Genomic DNA, 19,700 nt, shown 5'->3' on the forward strand with positions numbered 1-19,700 from the left:
GTTGTGAGGGGCGTCATCAGGGCGTTTTTCGGGCATAAAAAAATCCCAGCACGTAGCTGGGATTTCTCTTTTCACTTAAAGACTTACGCCATTACATCTGGGAATCTTCGGGCGGTTCGCCGATGGTGCCGGGCATTGCTTGCACATGGCCCATCTGTTGACCTGCCAGAGTAAGGAAGTGTAGATGGCGTTCGTACTCTGCCACGAGATCACCAATCACTTGACCACGGGTATAGCCGTTCAAGTCTTTATCTTGACCGCCTTCAGCTAAGTACACGTCCAAGCGGACATAGAAGTCATCATCCGCAGGTATAAAGCTGGGTGTACGCATACGGTGCGGACATACTTGATAGACAAAGCTAGTGGCATCGCCCAGGTCAACCTGCAGCGTCAGATTGGGAAGCGACTCGCCATCAAGATGCTCTTCGGTAACGTTGGCGGTTTGGCCTCGGCTTTCAAGTTCTTGGGCAAATTGCGTCATCGCTGGGCGAATAGAGTGTTGAATGGTTGCCGCGGCACCCGCACGGTTAGAGGTATCCAGCGCACGATCCAAACGCTCGCGCCAGTCGCCGCCGGGTGCGCCACCGGCAATCATGCGACGTGCGTCGGCTTTGCTGCCTTCCAGTTTTAGGGCTTTATACATTCCCACCATGACGGCGAAAATCACCAATGAGAAAGGCAGGGCGGTAATCACCACGGCACTTTGCAGAGCGTTTAAGCCGCCAGCCATTAACAGGGCGATGGTGATCAAGCCAATCACTGCCGACCAGAAAATACGCAGACGGATCGGCGCATCATGGTTAACGTCACTCAAAATAGAAGTGAAGTTGGCCAGTACCAGCGCACCGGAGTCCGCAGAGGTAATAAAGAACACAATGCCTAGCACTGTTACTATGGCTGCAGTAAGACCTGCGTAAGGATAGTACTCAAGCAGTGTATAAAGCGTGGTTTGCGGAGTGTTGAGTGCCTGCTCACCCAGCTCGACCACACCTTGGTTGGCCACCAGCTCAATGCCGCTGTTACCGAACACCGACATCCAGACCATCATAAAGGCCAGCGGAATAAACAACGCTCCAGCAACAAATTCGCGGATGGTACGGCCACGTGAAATACGTGCCAAGAAAAGGCCGACAAACGGTGTCCAGGCAATCCACCAGCCCCAGAAGAAGATCGTCCACCACATTTTCCACTCTTGGGCGCCTTCATCGGCAAACGCGTAGGTGTCAAAGCTGGCACCCACAAACCCAGAAAGGTAGTCACCGGCGTTATTGACCACTTTATCTAGTAGGACCAGGGTATCGCCTGAAAAGAGTACAAATAGCATCAGGGCTAGCGCGAGTAGCATGTTGAACTCAGAAAGACGGCGAATGCCTTTCTCGACGCCAGTCACCACAGAAATGGTTGCCAACACCACGACCAGGACGATCAAAATCACTTGCACGGTGAGGGTTTCAGGCACACCAAACATGTAGGTAAGGCCGTAATTGAGCTGCATCACCCCAATACCCAGGCTAGTGGCGATACCGAATACAGTGGAGACAACAGCGGTAATGTCTACGGCGTTACCGATTGGCCCGTGGATACGCTTGCCTAAAATTGGATAGAGAGCGCTACGGATCGCCAGTGGCAAGCGATGGCGGTAACTAAAGTAGGCCAGCGCCATACCCATCAACACGTACAGCCCCCAGCCGGAAAGCCCCCAGTGCAGATAGGTTTGAACGACGGCCTGACGCATGGCCTCTTGGCTTTCAGGCGCTAGATCAGGTGGTGCCAGATAGTGGGCGACCGGTTCAGCAACGCTGAAAAACAGCAAGTCAATACCGATACCTGCAGCAAACAGCATGGCTGACCACGATAGCAACGAAAACTCAGGCCGAGAGTGATCTGGGCCAAGGCGAATGCTGCCAAAGCGCGACATGCCAATAATCACCACAAATACCAGATAAGCCACAATCGCCAGCATGTAGTACCAGCCGAATGTTTTACTTACCCAGGCAAGCCCAGCATCGAAGAAAGCACCGGCCTGTTCGGTAAACAGCATGGTAAGAATCAAGAAAAGGAGAATTCCCGCCACACTCCCGTGGAAAACCACGGGATTGAGGCGGTCGCGTGAGGGGAGGTTGGGGTTGTCTTTCGCCATGGAGGCGGACTCCTGTTGTTAAGACAAGAATTAAAAACAGCGTTATTTTTGAATGAACGTTCAAATAAAATACGCGGTTTATGTGCTCACTTCAAGTCGACGGGAAGCTTTCAGACCCGCGGATAAAGCGCTTTTCAGGAGTATAGAAACAAAAATGCCCGGCTAGGCCGGGCGTTAGAGCAGGGTTTGACGTTTAATAAACGCTTACTCTGCCGCACTTTCCTCTGCAGGTTCGCTGTGGTGTCCACGACGCTCATGATCGCGCTTGCCATGAGCTCCTTCACCCTGGCGACGCTCGCCATGTCTCTCAGCATGCATCTCGCGCATGGCATCGCGCAGAGTTTGTTGCTCTTCTTCGGTTAGGATCTCGGCCACCTGTGCTTGGTGCTCTTCGCGCAGCGACAGCATGGCATCACGGTGTTCAGCGTGTGCTTCGTTTAAGGCAGTTTGCTGCTCTTCGCTTAAACCGGCGCGTTGATAAGCTTCTTGGCGGTACTCTTCCATGCGTTCCTGCATTGCTTCGCGGTCAATACCTGCACTGTTGTGGTGACCGGCATTGGCACTGACGGCTAAAGGCATAAGTGCAACGGCAAGTAGTGCAGGAGCAAATAATTGACGTAATGTCATGTTCATAATAGACCTCGAAACGTTTTAAAAAGTGGCAGTTTATCGATGTCAGTATCTAGGAGCTTGGTGTAAAACGTTTGCACAAAGTGTGCAACAACCGTGACCTTATTTTAGCTTACACGGTCACAATCACTTGGGTGGGGGCTCACTGGATTTAAGAACTGGATTTAAGAAGACCTGTGATTAAAAACTGTATTGAGGGGGGAGTATTGAGGAATTTTACATGCTGGATTTACGTATTATGCGTCGATACCTGGGCGTAAGCGCGCTGACTCTCTTGATGAGTGGCTGCGGTGCAACGCATCAAGCCAGCCAGGGCCTACCTGCCATTGAGCAGGGGATGCTGAACACTCCGCAGACCTTTACTCGACTACCTTCCAAACGTTATACACCTGATGATTGGGCACAAACATTGAGCGCCCAGGTGCTATTGCCGAATGCGTCAGACGCAGAGCGTCGACCAGCTGCACTCATTGTGCATGGCGGTGGCTGGCGCAACCGTGGACCTGACGACATGGAGGCGATTGCTGAGCAGTTAGCAGAGCAGGGATATGTGACAGTGAATATTGAGCACCGCTTTGCTCCCGAGTACCGATTCCCTGAACAGCTACATGATTTGCAACAGGCGATGAGCTGGATTCACAGTAACGCTGAGCGTTGGCAAGTGGATACTGACCGCATCGTGGGCGTTGGCTTTTCTTCTGGCGCACATTTGATAAGCCTGCTTGCCTTGGCTGGCGATGAAGGCCCGCTTGGCGACCCCTATGGTGGCGAGCACACAAAGCTAGCAGCGGTGTTGGTCGGCGGTCTACCCAGTGATCTGCTGAAGTTTGATGACGGCCGCTTGGTGGTCGACTTTATTGGCGGCACCCGCGCCGAAAAACCAGAGGCCTATGTGCTGGCTTCACCTGCGCGGCAAATCACCCCTCAGGCACCACCGTTTTTTCTGTTTCATGGCAGTTGGGATCAGCTAGTGCCCGTTGATCACGCTACTGACTTCTATCAAGCACTCCAGGCTCAGGGCACTGAAAGCGAGCTTTACTTACAGCGTGGCTACGGTCATTTTGCCAGCTTTCTGCTGCGTGGTAGCGCCATTGACGCGGGAATCGCCTTTTTAAATCGCCAAGTTCAGCCACCGATTGTAGAGAGCAAATAGACGGGGTTATCCCTCAGGCTGATATTTATATCCAACCCCGTAAACGGAGCGAATAATCTCTAGCTCGGGGAGTGCTTCATGGATTTTTTTGCGTAGCTTCTTAATGTGGCTGTCCACGGTACGCTCCGAGACAATGCGATTATCCCTGTACATGTGATCCATTAGCTGCTCGCGACTGAAGATACGTCCCGGGGACTGCATCATGACGCGCAATAGTTGGAACTCTACGGCAGTGAGGCCAAGGTCGTGCCCATTGGCAAGCGCCTGCCAGCCCTCTTCATCGAGTGTCACTGGTGCTTGTGGGGTGGTGTCGGAGGCGTCATCGACTTGCGCCGCGGCTTGGCTGCGGCGTAATACGGCTTTTACGCGGGCAACCACTTCGCGGGGGCTAAAGGGTTTGCAAACATAGTCGTCTGCACCTAGCTCCAAGCCCAGTAAACGATCAACTTCCTCGACTTTCGCGGTCACCATAATAATGGGTAAGTTAGGCCAGTGTTGACGGATTTCTCGACACAGCGCTAGTCCATCTTTACCAGGGAGCATGACATCTAGCAGTACTAATGCAGGAACGTGCTGGGTTAGCCAGGGCATAACGTCGTTGCCGTTGGCAATTATTGTCGGAGCAAAATTATTGTTTTCCAGGTAGTCCGCCATTAAGCGGGCAATTTTAGGCTCGTCTTCAACAATGAGCAGTGAGGCGTCTTGGGATGAATTATTCTCAGACATAGTCAGCTCGCTTAGATTAAGAGGCAATAAATAGCGGAAAGCGCAGCGTCCATTTCAGGCCGCCTAGCTCAGAAACGCCAGGTGAGAGTGTTCCGCCATGGGCATTGACTAACGCGCTAGCAATAGAGAGCCCCAGCCCGCTGCCGCCACTTGCGCGGTTACGTGAGCCTTCCACGCGGTATAGGCGTTCAGTTAAGCGTGAAAGCTCGTTTTCAGGCACGCCTGGGGAACTGTCTTCCCAAGTAATCACAGCATGGTTAGTCTCGCAGGTTAATGAAACCCGTAGCTCTCCTGGTGGTTGTGTATAGGCGCAGCTGTTATCCAGCAGGTTATTCCAGAGCTGGCGTAGGCGTTGGGCATCCCCTTGTATCATGATGCCGGGGGTAAGCTGGCTTGACAGTGTCAGGCCGCTCTCTTCTAGCCAGCGGTCGGCATCGGATAAACGGCCTTTCAAGCTTTCGCTAAGGTTCATTGGCGCTAGCTGAATATCTAATGCGCCTGCATCACTTTGCGAAAGCAGCCTCAAGTCAGTGACTAACCGTTCCAGTTGAGACACTTCTTGAGCCAGTGAGCTAAGATTTTCCTGGTTTAGCGGACGAATCCCATCCTGCATCGCTTCGATTTCACCACGCAGGACTGCCAACGGGGTACGTAGTTCGTGCGCTGTGTCTGATACCCATCGTGCTCTGGCGTCACGGCTAGCTTCTAAGGTGGCCGCCAATACGTTGAAATCGCGTGCCAAACTGGAAAGTTCATCTCGGCCGCGTTCTGGTAACCGAGTGTGATAATCACCTTCGGTTAAGCGCAATGTTGCGCCCGCCAATGCTCGGGTGCGTCGGCCTAGCCACCAGGAAAGCCCTCCTGCCAGTAACAGCGATGCTAACCCAAGAGAAACAACAATAAGCACCAAATTGCGCTGCTGGCGCTCTAGGAAGCGACTTTCCATGCGCTCCATCATATCTTGCGGAGGACGAAACCCCAGTTCTCCAATCGCTTCATTGTTGCCGCTTGAGGTCACGTCGCTATACAGGGTGAGCCACCGCCAACCGTTTGAGCCGCGTGCGCTCTCAACAGGCGGGACGACGAAGCGGCCATCGCTATTGCGTAAAGCGAAGTCCTGAGCTTCGCCGAGAGGAGAAGGGCGATCACGGTGTGCCTGGCCAAGCTCAAAGCGCACAATATAGGGCCAGCGCTCTGGCGATTGCTCCAACCACTCCCAACTGCCTTGGGTTTCCCAGCGAGTAATTAGCCCATCCGCCAGCAGCGTAGCGCGTCGCTCTTGGGCTTGATTGAGATATTCTAAAAAGCCGCGATCGATGCTGTAAGTTACTGCTAAAAAAACGCTCGCTGCAATGGCTACGTTGACGCTTAAAATCGCCACAAAAAGCTTTAGACCCAGCCGAGAAGGGCGCCACTGGCGCAGCGAAGCGAACAGTTTCATTAGCTGGCTCCCTCATGGCTTGGTTGGGGTGGTTTGTTGAGTCGTTCGCGCAGGTTTTCTAAACCCAAATAGAGGCAGGGCACTACCAGCAACAAAATAACCGTGGCGAATAGCATGCCAAACCCTAGTGAAATAGCCATGGGTATCATAAAGCGCGCTTGGCGAGAGGTTTCTAGAATCATTGGTGCCAAGCCTAAAAACGTGGTGAGTGTGGTCATCATAATCGGCCGCAGGCGGCGGGTCGCCGCGGCGACAATCGCTTCGCGGGCATCCATGCCCTCGCGACGCTTACGGTTAGCATAATCAATCAGAACCAGGGCATCGTTAATTACCACGCCCGAAAGTGCCAGCATACCAAGTAGGCTAATAATCGATAGTCCGAACCCCATTAGCATATGGCCTGCAACGGCCCCGACAATACCAAACGGAATAGCGGCCAGTACCAGCAGTGGCTGAAAGTAACTCCGGAAAGGAATGGCCAATAATGCATATAGCGCGGCCAGCATTAGCCACATGGCGTTGCGAAGTGTGGCTAAATTGTCGGCGGTGTCTTGCTGTCGACCGCCCATGCTCACTTCAAGCCCTGCCCAGGTATTGCTAAGCGTGGGGAAAACATCCTCTTGTAGCGTGGCGAGCACCTGGTTAATTGCTTGGTCGCCTTCCGAGTCTGCGGTCACTGTAATGATTCGCCGGCCATCGATACGCTGAAGACTGCTAGAAGCTTGGCTTAACGTAATATCTGCAACGCGTGACAGCGGAACGCTTAGGCCGTCGGGGGTCCGGATCGGCAGCCGATAAAGCTCATTGAGGCTATCGCGATCTTGTTCTGGCAGGCGTACCTCAACGCTGACTTCTCGGCGGCCAATAAATTGTTCTATGGCTGTGGCACCCTGTAGCGGGCCGCGTAGCGCCTGGGCTAGGTCGCTCCCCGTTAGCCCTAACGCGCGCCCTTCAGCAGACAGGCGCATTTCAAGCTGCGGTTTGCCGTCTCCCAGTCCGCTGTCGATATCGGTTAACCCATATTCAGCCAGTTGTTCAGCCAACTGCGCAGCGGCCGCTTCTAACACTTGGGTGTTTGGGTGGGATAAACGCAGGCTTAGCGCTGCACCACTACCGGGGCCGCCGAAGTCTGACTCAAAGCGCACTGATTGCGCGCCGACTAAGTCGCCTGTTAAGTCGCGCCACTCCTGGGCAATTCGAGATGGAGGCCAGGCATCTAAACTTTCTCTGGCGATATCCAGGCGCACTTGCAGGTTCTCACCATCCAGGCTGCTGCGGGTACTGCTAAAGCTGAGGGTTGCCTCGCGTTCGCTAAGTTCCTCGGCGGCATTGAGTAATTGTTGGCTTAGTCCGCGGCTAACGCTAATGTTGCTGCCAATCGGCAGGGTAACGCTGGCTTGAACTTGGTCTGATTCCACTCTGGGCATAAGTGAAAAGCCAAGCCTACCGCTCATTGCCCAGGCAAGCGTGACACATAGCAAGGCGACGCCTAGGGATACGGTCAGCAGGCGTTGAGTAAGCGCGCGCTGTAAAAACGGTTCAAACTGCTGGTAAGTAAAGTGATGCAAGCCCTTTTGCATACGTAGACGAATAGCTTCTATAGGGCGCTGCCATACGGGTGTCTGGCGGGGTTTGCTGGCGTGGGCGAGGTGGGCGGGTAGTATAAACAGAGCTTCCACCAGAGAAATAATAAAGACCGTGGTAACGACCACTGGCACGGTAGCAAAAATAAGCCCTAAAAAGCCCGGTAAAAACAGTAGTGGCAGGAACGCAACAATATTAGACAGAATCGCAAAGGTAAGCGGTGTGGCGATTTCTTGAGCACCTTTCACCGCGGCATCGCGCAGTGAGTAGCCCTGTTCCCGGTAGCTGTAAATATTCTCACCGACCAGAATGGCATCGTCCACGACGATGCCAAGGGCAATAATAAAGGCGAACATCGACATCATATTGAGTGAGACGCCAACCCATGGCAGAAACAGCATTGCACCCAAAAATGCCGTCGGGATGCCTAGCGTTACCCAGAAGGCCAATCGTGCCTCAAGAAACAGTGCCATCAGAATTAGCACCAGTGCCAAGCCCATCCAGGCGTTTTTTAGCAGCAGGTTTAGGCGGTCTTCATAGATTTCTGAGCTATCTCTGGAAACATCCAGGCGTACCCCAGTGGGCAGGTTAGCGCGCAGTCGCTCCAGCTCTCCATAGACGGCTTGGGAAATACTGGTCGGCGTTTGATCACCAATTTGATAGATATCTACCGATAAGCCCTGCTCGCCGTTGTAGAACTCCTCGCGATCGGTTTCAGCAAACCCTTCGCTTACGCGAGCAATATCGCCCAGTACAACGGGGGAACCTTGGGCAGTGGTGAGAATAGGGAGCGCAACAAACTCGTCCGCACTGTTGCGGCGTCCCTGATAGCGAATCAACCACTCGCCTTCGGCGGTAGTTAGCTGGCCACTGGCGAGGTCGAGCGCTTCTTCAGCAATTCGGCTTGCAAGCTGTTGATGGTCTAACCCAAAGCGCTCAATGGCTTCTTCATCCAAAAGCACCTGGATTTCACGTTCCCGGTTGCCGGAGAGCTCTGCACGGGAGATACCGCTAGTAGCCTGTAATTCTGCGCGCACATCCTCGGCGGCGTCATGCAGTGCGGCTAAGCCCACTGAGCCATACACCTGCAAGCTCACCACGCTGCGAGAGCGGCCAGCCAGGGTAAAGCGCGGTGGATCTGCTGCGTTAGGCAAGGTGGTGATGGCATTCACGGCTTGCTGGATATCCTGATAGGCCCGCATCACATCAACACCGTCGATCAGCGTGGCGCTGACTACGCCGCTACCTTCGCCAGCGCTGGCGGTTAATTCATCGATGCCTTCCACATCGGCAATGGCAGCTTCAACTGGTAGCAGCAAACTTTGCTCAACATCTTCCGGTGTGGCACCGGGATAGCCGATGCTAACTTGGATGATTTCCGTTTCAAATTCCGGGAAAACCTCTTTCTTGATGGCCAAGGATGCCATTAAACCGCCGACGATAAACAGCACCATCATCAGGTTAGGGGCAACGCCATGGTCGACCATCCAGGCGAGTGGGCCACGGCGAATCATGGGCTTTCCTCATCACTGGCTGGCGTGTCGCCTCGCTGGCGAATGCGGACTTGTTGGCCTTCACGAGGCTGAGCCAAGCCGGCAATAACCACCCGCTGTCCGGGGACTAAACCGCTGCGTACCAGCGCCGTTTCCTGCCCGCGGTAGGCCAGGGTGACATGGGTGCTGCGTAGGCGATCTTCATCATCTACCCACCATACCTGCTCGCCGGGACGCAATGCTGAAGAAGGCAAGGCGATGAGCGGCTCCTGAGCTGTGCTATGAAAGGCAACACGTAGAACATCGCCAAGACGCAGCGCAGGGCCATCTTGCTCTAGCGACAGCGGGTCATTCACGGCGATCAAAAGCTGCGCCTGTAAGCCGTTCTCTTCCAGGTTTGGCAGAATAGAAATTAAGTTACCTTCTCTGCTTGCTCCTTCCGGCCAGCCTTGACTGGTAAGCGTGACGCGGCTGCCCGGCGTTAGCCAACTCAAAATATCTCCCGGCAACGAAGCGCGAACCCAAAACTGCTCGACACCAACCAAACTGAGTAATTCAGTACCCTGGCTTAACAGGGTTCCTGCGCCAACCAAGCGGTCTTGTACCATCGCTCGCCAAGGGGCAGCTAACGTGGCACGCTCAAGATTAAGCGCTGCTTGGTCTCGCACCACGCGTGCTTGTGTTAGTTGAGCTTGAGCTTGGCGTAGCTGTGGTTCACGTAGCACCAGTGCACGGCGCTCAGCACTGAGTTGGCGGCCAAAAGATTCATACTCACTTCGGGCGCGCTGTTGCTCCGCTTGTTCTAGTGCTAACTGCGCCTGAGCATTGGCTAATTGTGCTTCAGCATCTTCGAGAATCAGACGTAAATCGGCCTGATCGATATAAGCAACCGGCGCTCCTTGTTCGACGACCTGACCTGGTAGAACGCCTTCGCCAAAGCGCTCTAGCTGACCAGCCACTCGACTGGCTAACATGGTGGATTTCTCAGCTTCTACACGACCAAAACCGTTAAGCATGGGCGCTTGCAGGCGCTCTTCAGTCGTCATGATATCCACTAAGGGTGGCGCGGCGGGCGATGGCGGGCGGCGTTCAACGCGAGGCGGCTGGCTGATAATCCACCAAGCCAAGGTTAAGCCGCCAACGAAAACCAGTAGTGCTGCCAAGGCTCCGAAACCGATACGGCCTTGTTGAGAAGGTGCGTGAAAGTGAGAGGAGGTCATTACCGCGCGGCATCCGTTGGCTGAGGGCGAAAATTCCAGAGAAAATGGCGTATCATGCTAGCATCACCGATACGCAAGCAATGATTAGGTAAACAATGTGCAAATAGCGTGCAACCCGTTAAGCATCGCTGCAGCGTGCGGTTTAACCGCTGACGGGCCTCACAATACCTGTCATTATTATTTTGCAAAGCACTAAATTCACTGGTTAATGTGACGTCATGAAAAACACCGCCACTCGCGATAAGTTAATTGAAACCGGTGCCGAGCTGATTGCCCAGCAGGGCTACAATGCGACGGGTATTAATGCCGTCTTAAAAACCTGTGGTGTGCCTAAAGGATCGTTTTACCACTACTTTTCCAGCAAAGAAGATTTTGGACTGGCGGTGATCGAGCGCTTTGCCAGTCAGTATGATGAACGCTTGGCAACACTGTTTGAAGACGCTTCGTTGCCGCCGTTAGAGCGCATACGGCGTTACTTCGCCACTGGGCGTGAGCATATGTTGGACTGCGACCACACCACTGGCTGCTTGATTGGTAACCTGGGTCAGGAGCTTTCGGGGCAGAGTGACACCTTCCGTGATGCACTTAACTTGGTGTTCCAGCGCTGGGAGAAGCGTTTAGCCGTCTGCCTGAAAGAAGCGCAAAATCAGAATGATATCGATAAGGCAATTGTTCCAGAAGCCCTGGCTAGTTTTATATTGTCGGGCTGGGAAGGCGCTATATTGCGCGCTAAAACGCTTAAGTCAGTCGCTCCTATGGAGCACTTTGAGTCGATTTTATTTGCCCATGTGCTGGCGCCATCAGTGTCCTGCGAAGCAAGCCGCTAGTGACGTGCGCGAAAATGGCGCTCTCCGCTAGCCACATCATTGCACACGGCTGCCAGCAGCGAATCATCTAGCGACGGGTCGTCCAGTGACAGCAGGCCGCACTGAGCCAACGCAGACCGCAAACTTATCTGTTCATCTAAGCGCTGGTAGACCACTCTCACACAACAGGGCATACGCTCACTGTTATCAGCCACCCCCATTTTCAATCCGGTTAAGCGTGTGACTTGGCTTTGGTAGCTGGGAAACAGAATAGTTTGGGTGATTTCATGGCCATTGAGGGTCTCGTGGTCAACCAAAAATAGTCGGTCTGCAAGTTTAACGGCAGTTCCTACGTACCGGTTATGACAGGGCCGCTTTCCCAGAGCGACTTGCATACGCTCGGTGCGCTGGTACACCACACCTCCTTCTCTGGCTTCTAGGCACACCAACGTGCGCATCAAATGCCCAGGGCGCGACATTGAGTGGTAAAGCTCGAAGTAGCGACCTAGATAACGCTCCATACCTTCGCTACCCCGCTGAATCAACGCATTAGGCCAGGGTAGTGTGTTCGGTGAGCTATCTGCGTTGAGCTGGCCGGTTTGCACCAGCGCACGGAAGTCGTGGTGAGGCAGCGCAATATCTTCTGGCGTCACCCCAAAAAAGTGGCAAATACGCTGCAGCGCGGCGTGGCTTGGGTAATAGCGACCGCTGAGGTAGCGGTTGAATTGAGCACGGTTAATGGATAAGCGGCGGCAAACGTCCGCAATAGACGGGTAGTAGCTGCATAGCAGGCGTAAGTTGGCCACAAAATCATCATGCATGGGGGCGGTTTCAGCGTTCTCAGTAAGCGTCGGTGCGGCTAATGTGACGCTTCGAGCCTGTCAGTGCAATGCTTCCCAAGACGAAGCGGGTAAAAAACTGGATAATGGCCGCCATCAGCCTATGGCCCCAAGACCTTCAGCACATTTATCTATCCGGATGCCCGCTCATGGAAATCAAAGTTAACTATCTCGACAACCTCCGCTTAGAGGCCAAGTTCGACGATTTTACGGTTATCTCCGACCAGCCGATTCGCTATAAGGGCGATGGCTCGGCACCTGGGCCGTTTGACTACTTCCTGGCGTCGTCTGCCATGTGTGCGGCCTACTTTGTAAAGGTTTACTGCAACGCCCGCGATATTCCTACCGAAAATATTCGCCTGTCACAGAACAACATCGTTGACCCGGAAGACCGCTATAAGCAGATCTTCAAAATCCAGGTCGAGTTGCCGGAAGATATTTCTGAAAAAGATCGCCAGGGTATTCTGCGTTCCATCGATCGCTGCACGGTTAAGAAGGTGGTTCAAACCGGCCCTGATTTCCAGATCGAGACGGTAGAAAACATCGACGAGGACGCCCAGGCACTGCTGATGGGAGCGCCGGAGGGCAGTGCTACTTATATTCCAGGCAAAGACCTGCCATTAGAACAAACCATCGCCAATATGAGCGCGATGCTGGCTGACCTGGGCATGAAGATCGAGATCGCCTCCTGGCGCAATATCGTGCCCCACGTCTGGTCACTGCATATTCGCGATGCGGCTTCACCGATGTGTTTCACCAATGGCAAAGGGGCTACCAAAGAGAGCGCCCTGTGTTCGGCGCTGGGCGAATTTATTGAGCGCTTAAGCTGTAACTTCTTCTATAACGATCAGTACTTTGGTGAAGAGATTGCCAACAGCGATTTTGTTCACTACCCCAATGAAAAGTGGTTCAAGCCGGGGCCTAATGATGAACTTCCCGCAGAAATTCTCGACGACCATTGTCGCGATATTTATAACCCTGAAGGCGAGCTGTGTGGCTCGCATCTGATCGATACCAACTCTGGTCGTGAAGATAGGGGCATTGTCTCACTGCCGTTTGTGCGCCAGTCCGACGGCGAAACGGTCTACTTCCCCTCCAATCTGATCGAAAACCTGTTCCTCAGTAACGGTATGAGCGCGGGCAATACCCTGGTAGAAGCCCAGGTGCAGTGCCTGTCGGAAATTTTCGAGCGGGCGGTGAAGCGTGAAATCCTCGAGCAGGAGTTAGCTCTGCCGGATGTACCGCAGGACGTGCTAGCTAAGTATCCAAGTATCGTAGAAGGCATTAACGCCCTGGAAGCCCAAGGGTTCCCGGTGTTGGTCAAAGATGCCTCTATGGGCGGGCAGTTCCCGGTGATGTGCGTCACCTTAATGAACCCGCGTACCGGCGGCGTATTTGCTTCATTTGGTGCCCACCCAAGCTTTGAAGTGGCGCTGGAGCGCAGCCTAACTGAGCTTCTGCAGGGGCGCAGTTTCGAAGGATTAAACGATCTGCCGCTGCCGACGTTTAACTCGCAAACCGTTTCTGAACCCAACAACTTCGTTGAGCATTTTATCGACTCGGTGGGCGTGGTTTCCTGGCGCTTCTTTAGTGCCAAGCCCGATTTTGAATTCAGCGAATGGGATTTCTCTGGCAGCAATGAGGAAGAGGCCGCGACGCTGTTTGGTATCTTTGAAGAGTTGGGCGCGGAAGTGTATATGGCGGTCCACGAAGACCTGGGCGCACCCGTCTGTCGCATTCTGGTGCCGGGTTACTCAGAGGTGTACCCCATTGAAGATTTAATCTGGGATAACACCAATAAAGCGTTGGATTACCGGGAAGATATTCTCAATTTGCATCGCTTGGATGACGACCAGCTCACCGACCTGGTCGAGCGGTTGGAAGAGAGCCAGATGGATGACCACGCCGATATCATCACGCTGATCGGTATCGAGTTTGATGAGAACACTGTGTGGGGGCAGCTAACGATTCTAGAGCTCAAGCTGCTGGTTTACCTTGCGCTGCAACGCCATGAAGAGGCGCTGGACTGCGTGCAGATGTTCCTGCAGTACAACGATAATACCGTTGAGCGCGGCCTGTTCTACCAGGCGGTGAACGCGGTGCTGGAAATTGTGTTGGATGATGAACTGGAGCTTGAAGATTATCTGCATAACTTCCAGCGCATGTTCGGCGAAGCGACCATGGCGGCTGTCGTGGGGTCGGTAAGTGGCGAAGTACGCTTCCACGGCCTAACGCCGACTAACATGCAGTTAGAAGGCCTGGAGCGCCACCAGCGCTTGATCGAAAGCTATAAGAAGCTTCATGCGGCACGGGCGGCGAAAGCGGGCATTTAAGCATTCCCCAAACGCGCTGCTAGTTAACTGTTTTGCTGGTGTTACGGCGCCAGCAGAGCAGGTCGCCATTTTGCCCGAACAGACGGTCTAATCAGCAGCGTGGAACCAAGATTGGCGGCTGAGAAATTCGATTAACTCGCTGCGGAACACCTTTGAACGCGCTGAAAGGCTGCGCCGGTAGGGCCATACCAAGAAGATCTCACGGTGGCGTCCCCGCCACTCAGGGAGCACTTGTATTAACTCTCCCGCTTGTAAGCTGTTCGCCACCATACTGGCGGGCATCAACGAGACGCCTGCTCCCGACGTTGTGAGGTTCAGCACAATATTCATATCGTTACTGATATGGAAATGGCTCTTGTGACAAGCGTGCTGACTACCGTCGTGATGGAACAGCAGCCAATCGCTAAACATTTTTGCTGCCACGCTGGGGCATGCTTGTAGCTCTTTAATAGTGCTCGGAAGAGGATGCTTCATCGACGGTGAAGCCACCAAAATCGGCTCTATATAACCCAGATGTTTTTGGATCAGCGTCGAATCTTTTTGTGGCCCCGAGCGAAGCGCAATATCAGCCTGGTGGTCGCGAATATCAACCACGTTGTTATCGAGTTCGATCGTCAGCGCAATCTCAGGGTAGCGATCAATAAAGTGACGCCAAAATGCATCCAGTGGCCCGCTGCCCAGGTTGACAGGTGCCATAACCTTCAATGGCCCGCTTAGGCTATACAGTGTTTGATCCAGGTCTGAAATTCGCTGATCCAGTGCGAGTACTAACTCCTCACACTCGCGGAAGTAGGACTCACCCTGAGGCGTCAACGTTAACCCCTTGGTTGAGCGATGGAGCAACTCTACGCCTAGTGTGGCTTCCAGTGCGCTTATGCGCCGAGACACGGTGGCAATGGTCATCTTCAACGTTGCCGCCGTAGCCGTGAGGCTGCGTTGGTTGGCGGCCACGATAAAGATATTTAGGTCATCAAGAGAGGGTTTTCGCATTTTGCAATTCTGTAAAATTGATTCTCATATATTGGCATATATTACCGTTATAGGTGTTTGTTAATCTGTCCGCACTCAAACATCACTCTCAGGTACTGCCATGAAACACAGAATTATCTTCGCTATTCTCATGTCGTTTACGCTATCGCTGATTATGTCTGCCTGGGTGACGTACGTGAATATCGGAACTCATGCTGATTTTGTTGGCATCTGGATGCACGCTTGGCTGCTTGCTTGGCCAGCTGCTGGGATCATTGCGTTTATCTGCGGCCCCTTTATTCATAAATTAGCCCATCGCATTGCCGAGAAAGTCTGACGGCTTGCCTGATGCACTCTGGTGCACCCGCTGATGCAGTGAGTGCACACAACTGCATCGCTGCGCCAAATTTAATTCTTCCCCATGCTTGGTAAAACGTTCTCCGCGGCGCGGTTTTAAGAAGCGCGAAATAAAACGACGCGAATTCCAACATAACGCTAATACAAGAACGCGGAGACAATCACATGCTTGATATGCTCAATGAGCTCCTCTGGGGAAAGGTACTGCTAGTGCTGCTAGTCGGCGTTGGCATCGGTTTTACCGTTGCTTCCCGCTTTGTGCAGTTTCGTTATTTCAGCCAAATGTTTCGCATCCTGGGGTCGGGTCAGGCCTTCAAGCGTAATAAACACGGCCACTTAAGTTCGTTTCAGGCGCTTGTTCTGTCAGTGGCGGGGCGTGTGGGTGGCGGTAATATTGCCGGCGTGGCGGTCGCGATTACGCTAGGTGGCCCTGGGGCTATTTTCTGGATGTGGCTGGTGGGCCTGATGGGGATGGCGACTAGCTTTTTAGAATGTACCCTCGCGCAGACCTACAAAGAGGCGGAAGGCGATGGCACTTATCGCGGTGGCCCGGCGTACTACATTGTTAAAGGGTTGGGCAAACAGTGGCGCTGGCTGGCAGCGTTTTACTCGGTGCTATTGCTGTTAACCTTTGGTTTTGCCTTTACCGCACTGCAATCTTATGCGGTAGCGACCTCGTTTGGCGACGCCTTCGGTGTGCCGGTGCTTTACAGCGGCATTGCCCTGGCCATGCTGGTCGGGCTGATTATTTTTGGTGGCATCAAGCGTATTGCGCGTATCTCAGAGTATCTAGTGCCTTTTATGGCGGTCAGCTATATCGCCATTGCGCTGTTGGTCATCGCCATGAACATTGGTGAAATTCCCGGCGTTATAACGCTAATCGTAAAAAGTGCGTTCGGCCTTGAGCCGCTGATTGGTGGCGGTATTGGTGCGGCCATTATGATGGGCTTGAAGCGTGGCTTGTTTTCTAACGAAGCGGGTCTGGGCAGTGCGCCTAATGTGGCGGCGGTTGCTTACGTACCGCACCCAGCTAACCAAGGTATCGTGCAGGCGTTTTCGGTGTTTATCGATACCGTGATTATCTGCTCGGCCACGGCGTTTTTGATTCTGCTCAGCGGTGTGTACGACCCGGCCGCAGGTGCTGGCGTTGAAGGTATCGCCCTCACCCAAGCGGCGCTTGCCGATCATGTAGGCGAATGGGGTCGCACCTTTGTTAGCCTCGCGCTGCTGTTGTTTGCGTTCAGTACTATTTTGTACAACTACTACCTAGGCGAGAACAGCCTCAACTTCTTTAGCCGCGATAACCAGAATCTGTTTAACGCTTTCCGGGTCGCCATTGTGTTGCTGGTGTGCTGGGGCGCGACCACAGATCTTGGCACTGTGTTCGGATTTGCCGATGTCACCATGGGCCTTCTGGCGGTGGTTAACCTCGTGGCACTGATTCTGTTGTTCAAGTGCGGCCTACGCATTCTTAACGATTACGATAGCCAGCGTCGCCAGGGCATCAAGCAGCCAATTTTCGATGCCAATCAACACCCAGATCTTGAGCTAGATCCGAAAGCCTGGGAGCTAGAGCCTGAAGAGGCCGAAGCGTTAAAGCAGCGTCTAGAAAGCGCGCCTGCTAAGTAAGCCCCCGTATGCACTAACGCTATTAGATAAGGAGGGACTATGCCCCGCGTACTCATGCTCTACACCGGCGGTACCATTGGTATGCAGCCATCGCCACATGGGTATGTGCCTTGCGCGGGGCTGGCCGAGCGCTTAACCGCGCACTTAGCGATGGGCGATGCCGACAGGCTACCATCGTTTGATGTGCTGGAAATGCAGCCTCTCATTGATAGTGCCGAGCTAATGCCCGACGCCTGGAACCGTTTAGTGGCACAGTTAGAAAGCCACTGGCAAACATACGATGGGTTTGTGGTGCTACACGGTACCGATACCATGGCGTATAGCGCCGCTGCGTTGTCGTTTATGCTCGGCGCGCTCAACAAGCCGGTGATCTTCACTGGCGCTCAAATTCCTTTGGGGGAGCCCCGTAGCGATGCACTGAATAATCTCGTCAGTGCACTGCAACTGGTGGCTAACTCCGCAACACCTTGTGAAGTGAGTCTGGTCTTTCACGATCGACTTTTGCGCGGTAATCGCGCGCGCAAGGTGCGCACCCAGGGGTTAGATGCCTTCGACTCTCCCAATTTTCCTTGGCTTGCCGAGCTTGGCATCGCCATATCTTACCCTCAGCCCTCTGCGTTGCTGAGCGGACGGCCTGACTTTTCTCCCATTGAGGTAGATGATGAGGCGGTTGCGATATTGCCACTCTATCCTGGTATGTCGCTACGTCGCGCCAAGGCGTTGCTGGCCGATGAACGCTTAAAAGGTTTGATTCTGCATAGCTACGGCGTGGGCAACCCGCCTAGTTTTGAAGGCGAGCTGTTAACGGCGTTAACGGCTGCAAATGAACGAGGGGCCGCACTGCTTAACGTGACTCAGTGCGCCCAAGGGGAAGTCGTACAGGGAGCCTACGCTACCGGCGCGGCGCTGAACCAAGCCGGTGTGATTGCAGGAGGTGATATCACCCTAGAGGCCGCCGTTGCAAAGCTCACGGTGCTGCTAGGTCGTGGAATGAGCGGCCCTGCACTGCGCAGGGCACTTAGCGGCTCACTACGGGGCGAGTGCAGCTAACGACTTGCCTACTAGTGCTTTTTAACCTTCCAAATTCGCCACGTTAAGATGGCTATAATAAGCGCACTCAGTGGCGCTATAACGGAGGCAGCAACGTTGGGTTCGATATCGACACCGAGTGCTCTTAAGCTTTCCAGCCCTAATTTCATTAAGCTAAAAATGTAGTAGCTGATGACGATGATCGAGAGGCCTTCAACGGCCTTTTGGATTTTTAGCTGGCTGCTCGCACGGGCATCTAAACTCTGCAAAATTTTGTAGTTTTGTCTCTCGATTTCGACCTGGGTGCGGGTACGCAACAAGTCGTTTAAGCGTGTAGCGCTGGTGGCCAGCGTTTCTACGCGGCGATTCATGGCATCGCAGTAACGCACGGCAGGCTCAAAACGCCGCAAAATAAACATGCCAAGCCGAGGATAATTACCGATACGCTCCTCGCGTAGCTCATTGATGCGTGCCAACACGATGTTGGCATAGGCATCGGTCGCGCTAAAGCGTTGACGTGTTTGTACTCCGCAGCGTTCGAGTTTTGCCGAGAGCAGTGTCAAGGCGTTGAGCAACGGTTCGGCTGGTGAGGTGTGCTGTTCGGCGTGTTGATGAGAGAGCGCAGACAGCTCCGTTTCATAGTGTTGTAGCTCACGGCTGAGTGCTTTGGCTTCCGGTAGCGCCAGCATTGCCATTATGCGGTAAGTCTCAATATCAAATAAGCGTCTTGCCATCCTGCCTAGTCGATAGCTATCCAGATTATCGTTAACCATTAGCAATCGGTTTCTTTGTTGATCATCCAGGTTGAAGTCGCTCCAAACCGTGGCATCTCCGCCGCCTACCTGTGAACCCGCTGGCTGATCTAATCCATAGGCCTCCACGCTACCTGCCCATCGATTAGCCGTTTCCACGCGCAATACGCTGGCGCTGATTATTTTATCGGCAACATCCGCGAGCAAACGGGCTAAAAAAGTAGGTGGTGTTGGCCAAATGCGAGGGTTGCTGTTGTTGTCGTGCTTAATGGTCAGCGTAAAAAACTCGGTGTGCCGCTCCCACTTTACTAAGCAACCCTGGCAACTGACTATTTGCTGAACCTGATCGGGCGTGACAGCGACCTCTGTCAGCTCTGCTAGGCGATTAAGCAACGTCGTAACGTCATCGCCTTCAAGCGTAAAAGCGTAGTGATGAAGACAAGCAGGCCCTTCAAAATAGATGGGAGGCCGCGCGTGAAGCTCGTTATGTAATGCCGTGTGTTGAGCATGCATGAAACAAATTACCTGATCTATTGTTGTTACGAGTGTTGTAAAGAGAGTTGTAAAGAGTGTCGTTAAGAGCGTTGTGACGAATGTTG

General features: G+C 53.5%; 15 protein-coding genes. 6 read left to right on the top strand and 9 right to left on the bottom strand.

Annotated elements, in window-relative coordinates; genetic code table 11:
• Positions 1-91: 91 nt before the first annotated feature.
• Both betT and JFC11_RS05465 read right to left on the bottom strand, forming a co-directional pair.
• On the bottom strand, positions 92-2,140 hold the full coding sequence (gene betT / locus JFC11_RS05460) for a choline BCCT transporter BetT (protein ID WP_038477818.1): 2,049 nt from the start codon (positions 2,138-2,140) through the stop codon (positions 92-94).
• Positions 2,141-2,344: 204 nt separating this feature from the next.
• Positions 2,345-2,773 (bottom strand): hypothetical protein, encoded by a 429-nt coding sequence (locus tag JFC11_RS05465; protein WP_319618655.1) that lies wholly within the window; start codon positions 2,771-2,773, stop codon positions 2,345-2,347.
• 217 nt (positions 2,774-2,990) lie between these two features.
• Between JFC11_RS05465 and JFC11_RS05470 the strand changes: the two genes are divergently transcribed.
• Positions 2,991-3,923, top strand: a complete 933-nt coding sequence (locus JFC11_RS05470; RefSeq protein WP_198348923.1) for an alpha/beta hydrolase — start codon at positions 2,991-2,993, stop codon at positions 3,921-3,923.
• 6 nt (positions 3,924-3,929) lie between these two features.
• Here JFC11_RS05470 and JFC11_RS05475 read toward each other — a convergent pair whose 3' ends face one another.
• Genes JFC11_RS05475 through JFC11_RS05490 form a run of 4 tightly spaced genes read right to left on the bottom strand, consistent with a single transcriptional unit; the run spans position 3,930 to position 10,387 of the window.
• The gene (locus tag JFC11_RS05475; RefSeq protein WP_038477812.1) at positions 3,930-4,649 is read right to left on the bottom strand and encodes a response regulator; all 720 of its coding nucleotides are present in this window, start codon (positions 4,647-4,649) and stop codon (positions 3,930-3,932) included.
• A gap of 16 nt (positions 4,650-4,665) precedes the next feature.
• A complete protein-coding gene (locus tag JFC11_RS05480) occupies positions 4,666-6,090 on the bottom strand; it encodes an ATP-binding protein (protein WP_038477808.1) in 1,425 nt (474 codons plus the stop codon).
• Positions 6,090-9,188 carry an efflux RND transporter permease subunit gene (locus tag JFC11_RS05485; RefSeq protein WP_198348924.1) on the bottom strand — a complete coding sequence of 1,033 codons (3,099 nt, stop codon included), beginning with the start codon at positions 9,186-9,188 and terminating at the stop codon, positions 6,090-6,092. Before JFC11_RS05485 ends, JFC11_RS05480 begins: the two co-directional genes overlap by 1 nt.
• Positions 9,185-10,387 carry an efflux RND transporter periplasmic adaptor subunit gene (locus JFC11_RS05490; protein WP_198348925.1) on the bottom strand — a complete coding sequence of 401 codons (1,203 nt, stop codon included), beginning with the start codon at positions 10,385-10,387 and terminating at the stop codon, positions 9,185-9,187. The genes JFC11_RS05485 and JFC11_RS05490 overlap by 4 nt, the downstream gene beginning before the upstream one ends.
• A 218-nt stretch (positions 10,388-10,605) precedes the next feature.
• On the opposite strand from JFC11_RS05490, the gene JFC11_RS05495 reads away from it, so the two are divergent.
• Positions 10,606-11,214 carry a TetR/AcrR family transcriptional regulator gene (locus JFC11_RS05495; RefSeq protein ID WP_038477800.1) on the top strand — a complete coding sequence of 203 codons (609 nt, stop codon included), beginning with the start codon at positions 10,606-10,608 and terminating at the stop codon, positions 11,212-11,214.
• Here the strand turns inward: JFC11_RS05495 and JFC11_RS05500 are convergent.
• Positions 11,211-12,014: a helix-turn-helix domain-containing protein gene (locus JFC11_RS05500; RefSeq protein ID WP_038477797.1), complete on the bottom strand. Its 804-nt coding sequence runs from the start codon at positions 12,012-12,014 to the stop codon at positions 11,211-11,213. The genes JFC11_RS05495 and JFC11_RS05500 overlap by 4 nt on opposite strands.
• A gap of 167 nt (positions 12,015-12,181) precedes the next feature.
• On the opposite strand from JFC11_RS05500, the gene JFC11_RS05505 reads away from it, so the two are divergent.
• Positions 12,182-14,365, top strand: coding sequence for an OsmC domain/YcaO domain-containing protein (locus JFC11_RS05505; protein WP_198348926.1), 2,184 nt, complete (start codon positions 12,182-12,184; stop codon positions 14,363-14,365).
• 87 nt (positions 14,366-14,452) lie between these two features.
• Here the strand turns inward: JFC11_RS05505 and JFC11_RS05510 are convergent, their stop codons facing one another.
• Positions 14,453-15,355, bottom strand: coding sequence for a LysR family transcriptional regulator (locus JFC11_RS05510; RefSeq protein WP_198348927.1), 903 nt, complete (start codon positions 15,353-15,355; stop codon positions 14,453-14,455).
• 100 nt (positions 15,356-15,455) lie between these two features.
• Here JFC11_RS05510 and JFC11_RS05515 point away from each other — a divergent pair, with 100 nt between their 5' ends.
• From JFC11_RS05515 to JFC11_RS05525, 3 genes are all read left to right on the top strand, one after another.
• Positions 15,456-15,671 (top strand): DUF2798 domain-containing protein, encoded by a 216-nt coding sequence (locus JFC11_RS05515; RefSeq protein ID WP_198348928.1) that lies wholly within the window; start codon positions 15,456-15,458, stop codon positions 15,669-15,671.
• Positions 15,672-15,856: 185 nt separating this feature from the next.
• The gene (locus JFC11_RS05520; RefSeq protein ID WP_198348929.1) at positions 15,857-17,320 is read left to right on the top strand and encodes an alanine/glycine:cation symporter family protein; all 1,464 of its coding nucleotides are present in this window, start codon (positions 15,857-15,859) and stop codon (positions 17,318-17,320) included.
• Positions 17,321-17,359: 39 nt separating this feature from the next.
• The gene (locus JFC11_RS05525; RefSeq protein WP_198348930.1) at positions 17,360-18,370 is read left to right on the top strand and encodes an asparaginase domain-containing protein; all 1,011 of its coding nucleotides are present in this window, start codon (positions 17,360-17,362) and stop codon (positions 18,368-18,370) included.
• A gap of 11 nt (positions 18,371-18,381) precedes the next feature.
• Here JFC11_RS05525 and JFC11_RS05530 read toward each other — a convergent pair whose 3' ends face one another.
• Entirely contained in the window at positions 18,382-19,614 is a 1,233-nt protein-coding gene (locus JFC11_RS05530) for a DUF3422 domain-containing protein (RefSeq protein WP_038477785.1), read from the bottom strand.
• Between the last annotated feature and the right edge of the window lie 86 nt (positions 19,615-19,700).

This window comes from Vreelandella alkaliphila (assembly GCF_016107625.1).
Taxonomy (GTDB): Bacteria; Pseudomonadota; Gammaproteobacteria; order Pseudomonadales; family Halomonadaceae; genus Vreelandella; species Vreelandella alkaliphila.

Bases quoted from the DNA above. Each gene is read 5' to 3' on its own strand.
- betT (WP_038477818.1), bottom strand. From the start codon at position 2,140: ATGGCGAAAGACAACCCCAACCTCCCCTCACGCGACCGCCTCAATCCC.
- JFC11_RS05465 (WP_319618655.1), bottom strand. From the start codon at position 2,773: ATGAACATGACATTACGTCAATTATTTGCTCCTGCACTACTTGCCGTT.
- JFC11_RS05470 (WP_198348923.1), top strand. From the start codon at position 2,991: ATGCTGGATTTACGTATTATGCGTCGATACCTGGGCGTAAGCGCGCTG.
- JFC11_RS05475 (WP_038477812.1), bottom strand. From the start codon at position 4,649: ATGTCTGAGAATAATTCATCCCAAGACGCCTCACTGCTCATTGTTGAA.
- JFC11_RS05480 (WP_038477808.1), bottom strand. From the start codon at position 6,090: ATGAAACTGTTCGCTTCGCTGCGCCAGTGGCGCCCTTCTCGGCTGGGT.
- JFC11_RS05485 (WP_198348924.1), bottom strand. From the start codon at position 9,188: ATGATTCGCCGTGGCCCACTCGCCTGGATGGTCGACCATGGCGTTGCC.
- JFC11_RS05490 (WP_198348925.1), bottom strand. From the start codon at position 10,387: ATGACCTCCTCTCACTTTCACGCACCTTCTCAACAAGGCCGTATCGGT.
- JFC11_RS05495 (WP_038477800.1), top strand. From the start codon at position 10,606: ATGAAAAACACCGCCACTCGCGATAAGTTAATTGAAACCGGTGCCGAG.
- JFC11_RS05500 (WP_038477797.1), bottom strand. From the start codon at position 12,014: ATGCATGATGATTTTGTGGCCAACTTACGCCTGCTATGCAGCTACTAC.
- JFC11_RS05505 (WP_198348926.1), top strand. From the start codon at position 12,182: ATGGAAATCAAAGTTAACTATCTCGACAACCTCCGCTTAGAGGCCAAG.
- JFC11_RS05510 (WP_198348927.1), bottom strand. From the start codon at position 15,355: ATGCGAAAACCCTCTCTTGATGACCTAAATATCTTTATCGTGGCCGCC.
- JFC11_RS05515 (WP_198348928.1), top strand. From the start codon at position 15,456: ATGAAACACAGAATTATCTTCGCTATTCTCATGTCGTTTACGCTATCG.
- JFC11_RS05520 (WP_198348929.1), top strand. From the start codon at position 15,857: ATGCTTGATATGCTCAATGAGCTCCTCTGGGGAAAGGTACTGCTAGTG.
- JFC11_RS05525 (WP_198348930.1), top strand. From the start codon at position 17,360: ATGCCCCGCGTACTCATGCTCTACACCGGCGGTACCATTGGTATGCAG.
- JFC11_RS05530 (WP_038477785.1), bottom strand. From the start codon at position 19,614: ATGCATGCTCAACACACGGCATTACATAACGAGCTTCACGCGCGGCCT.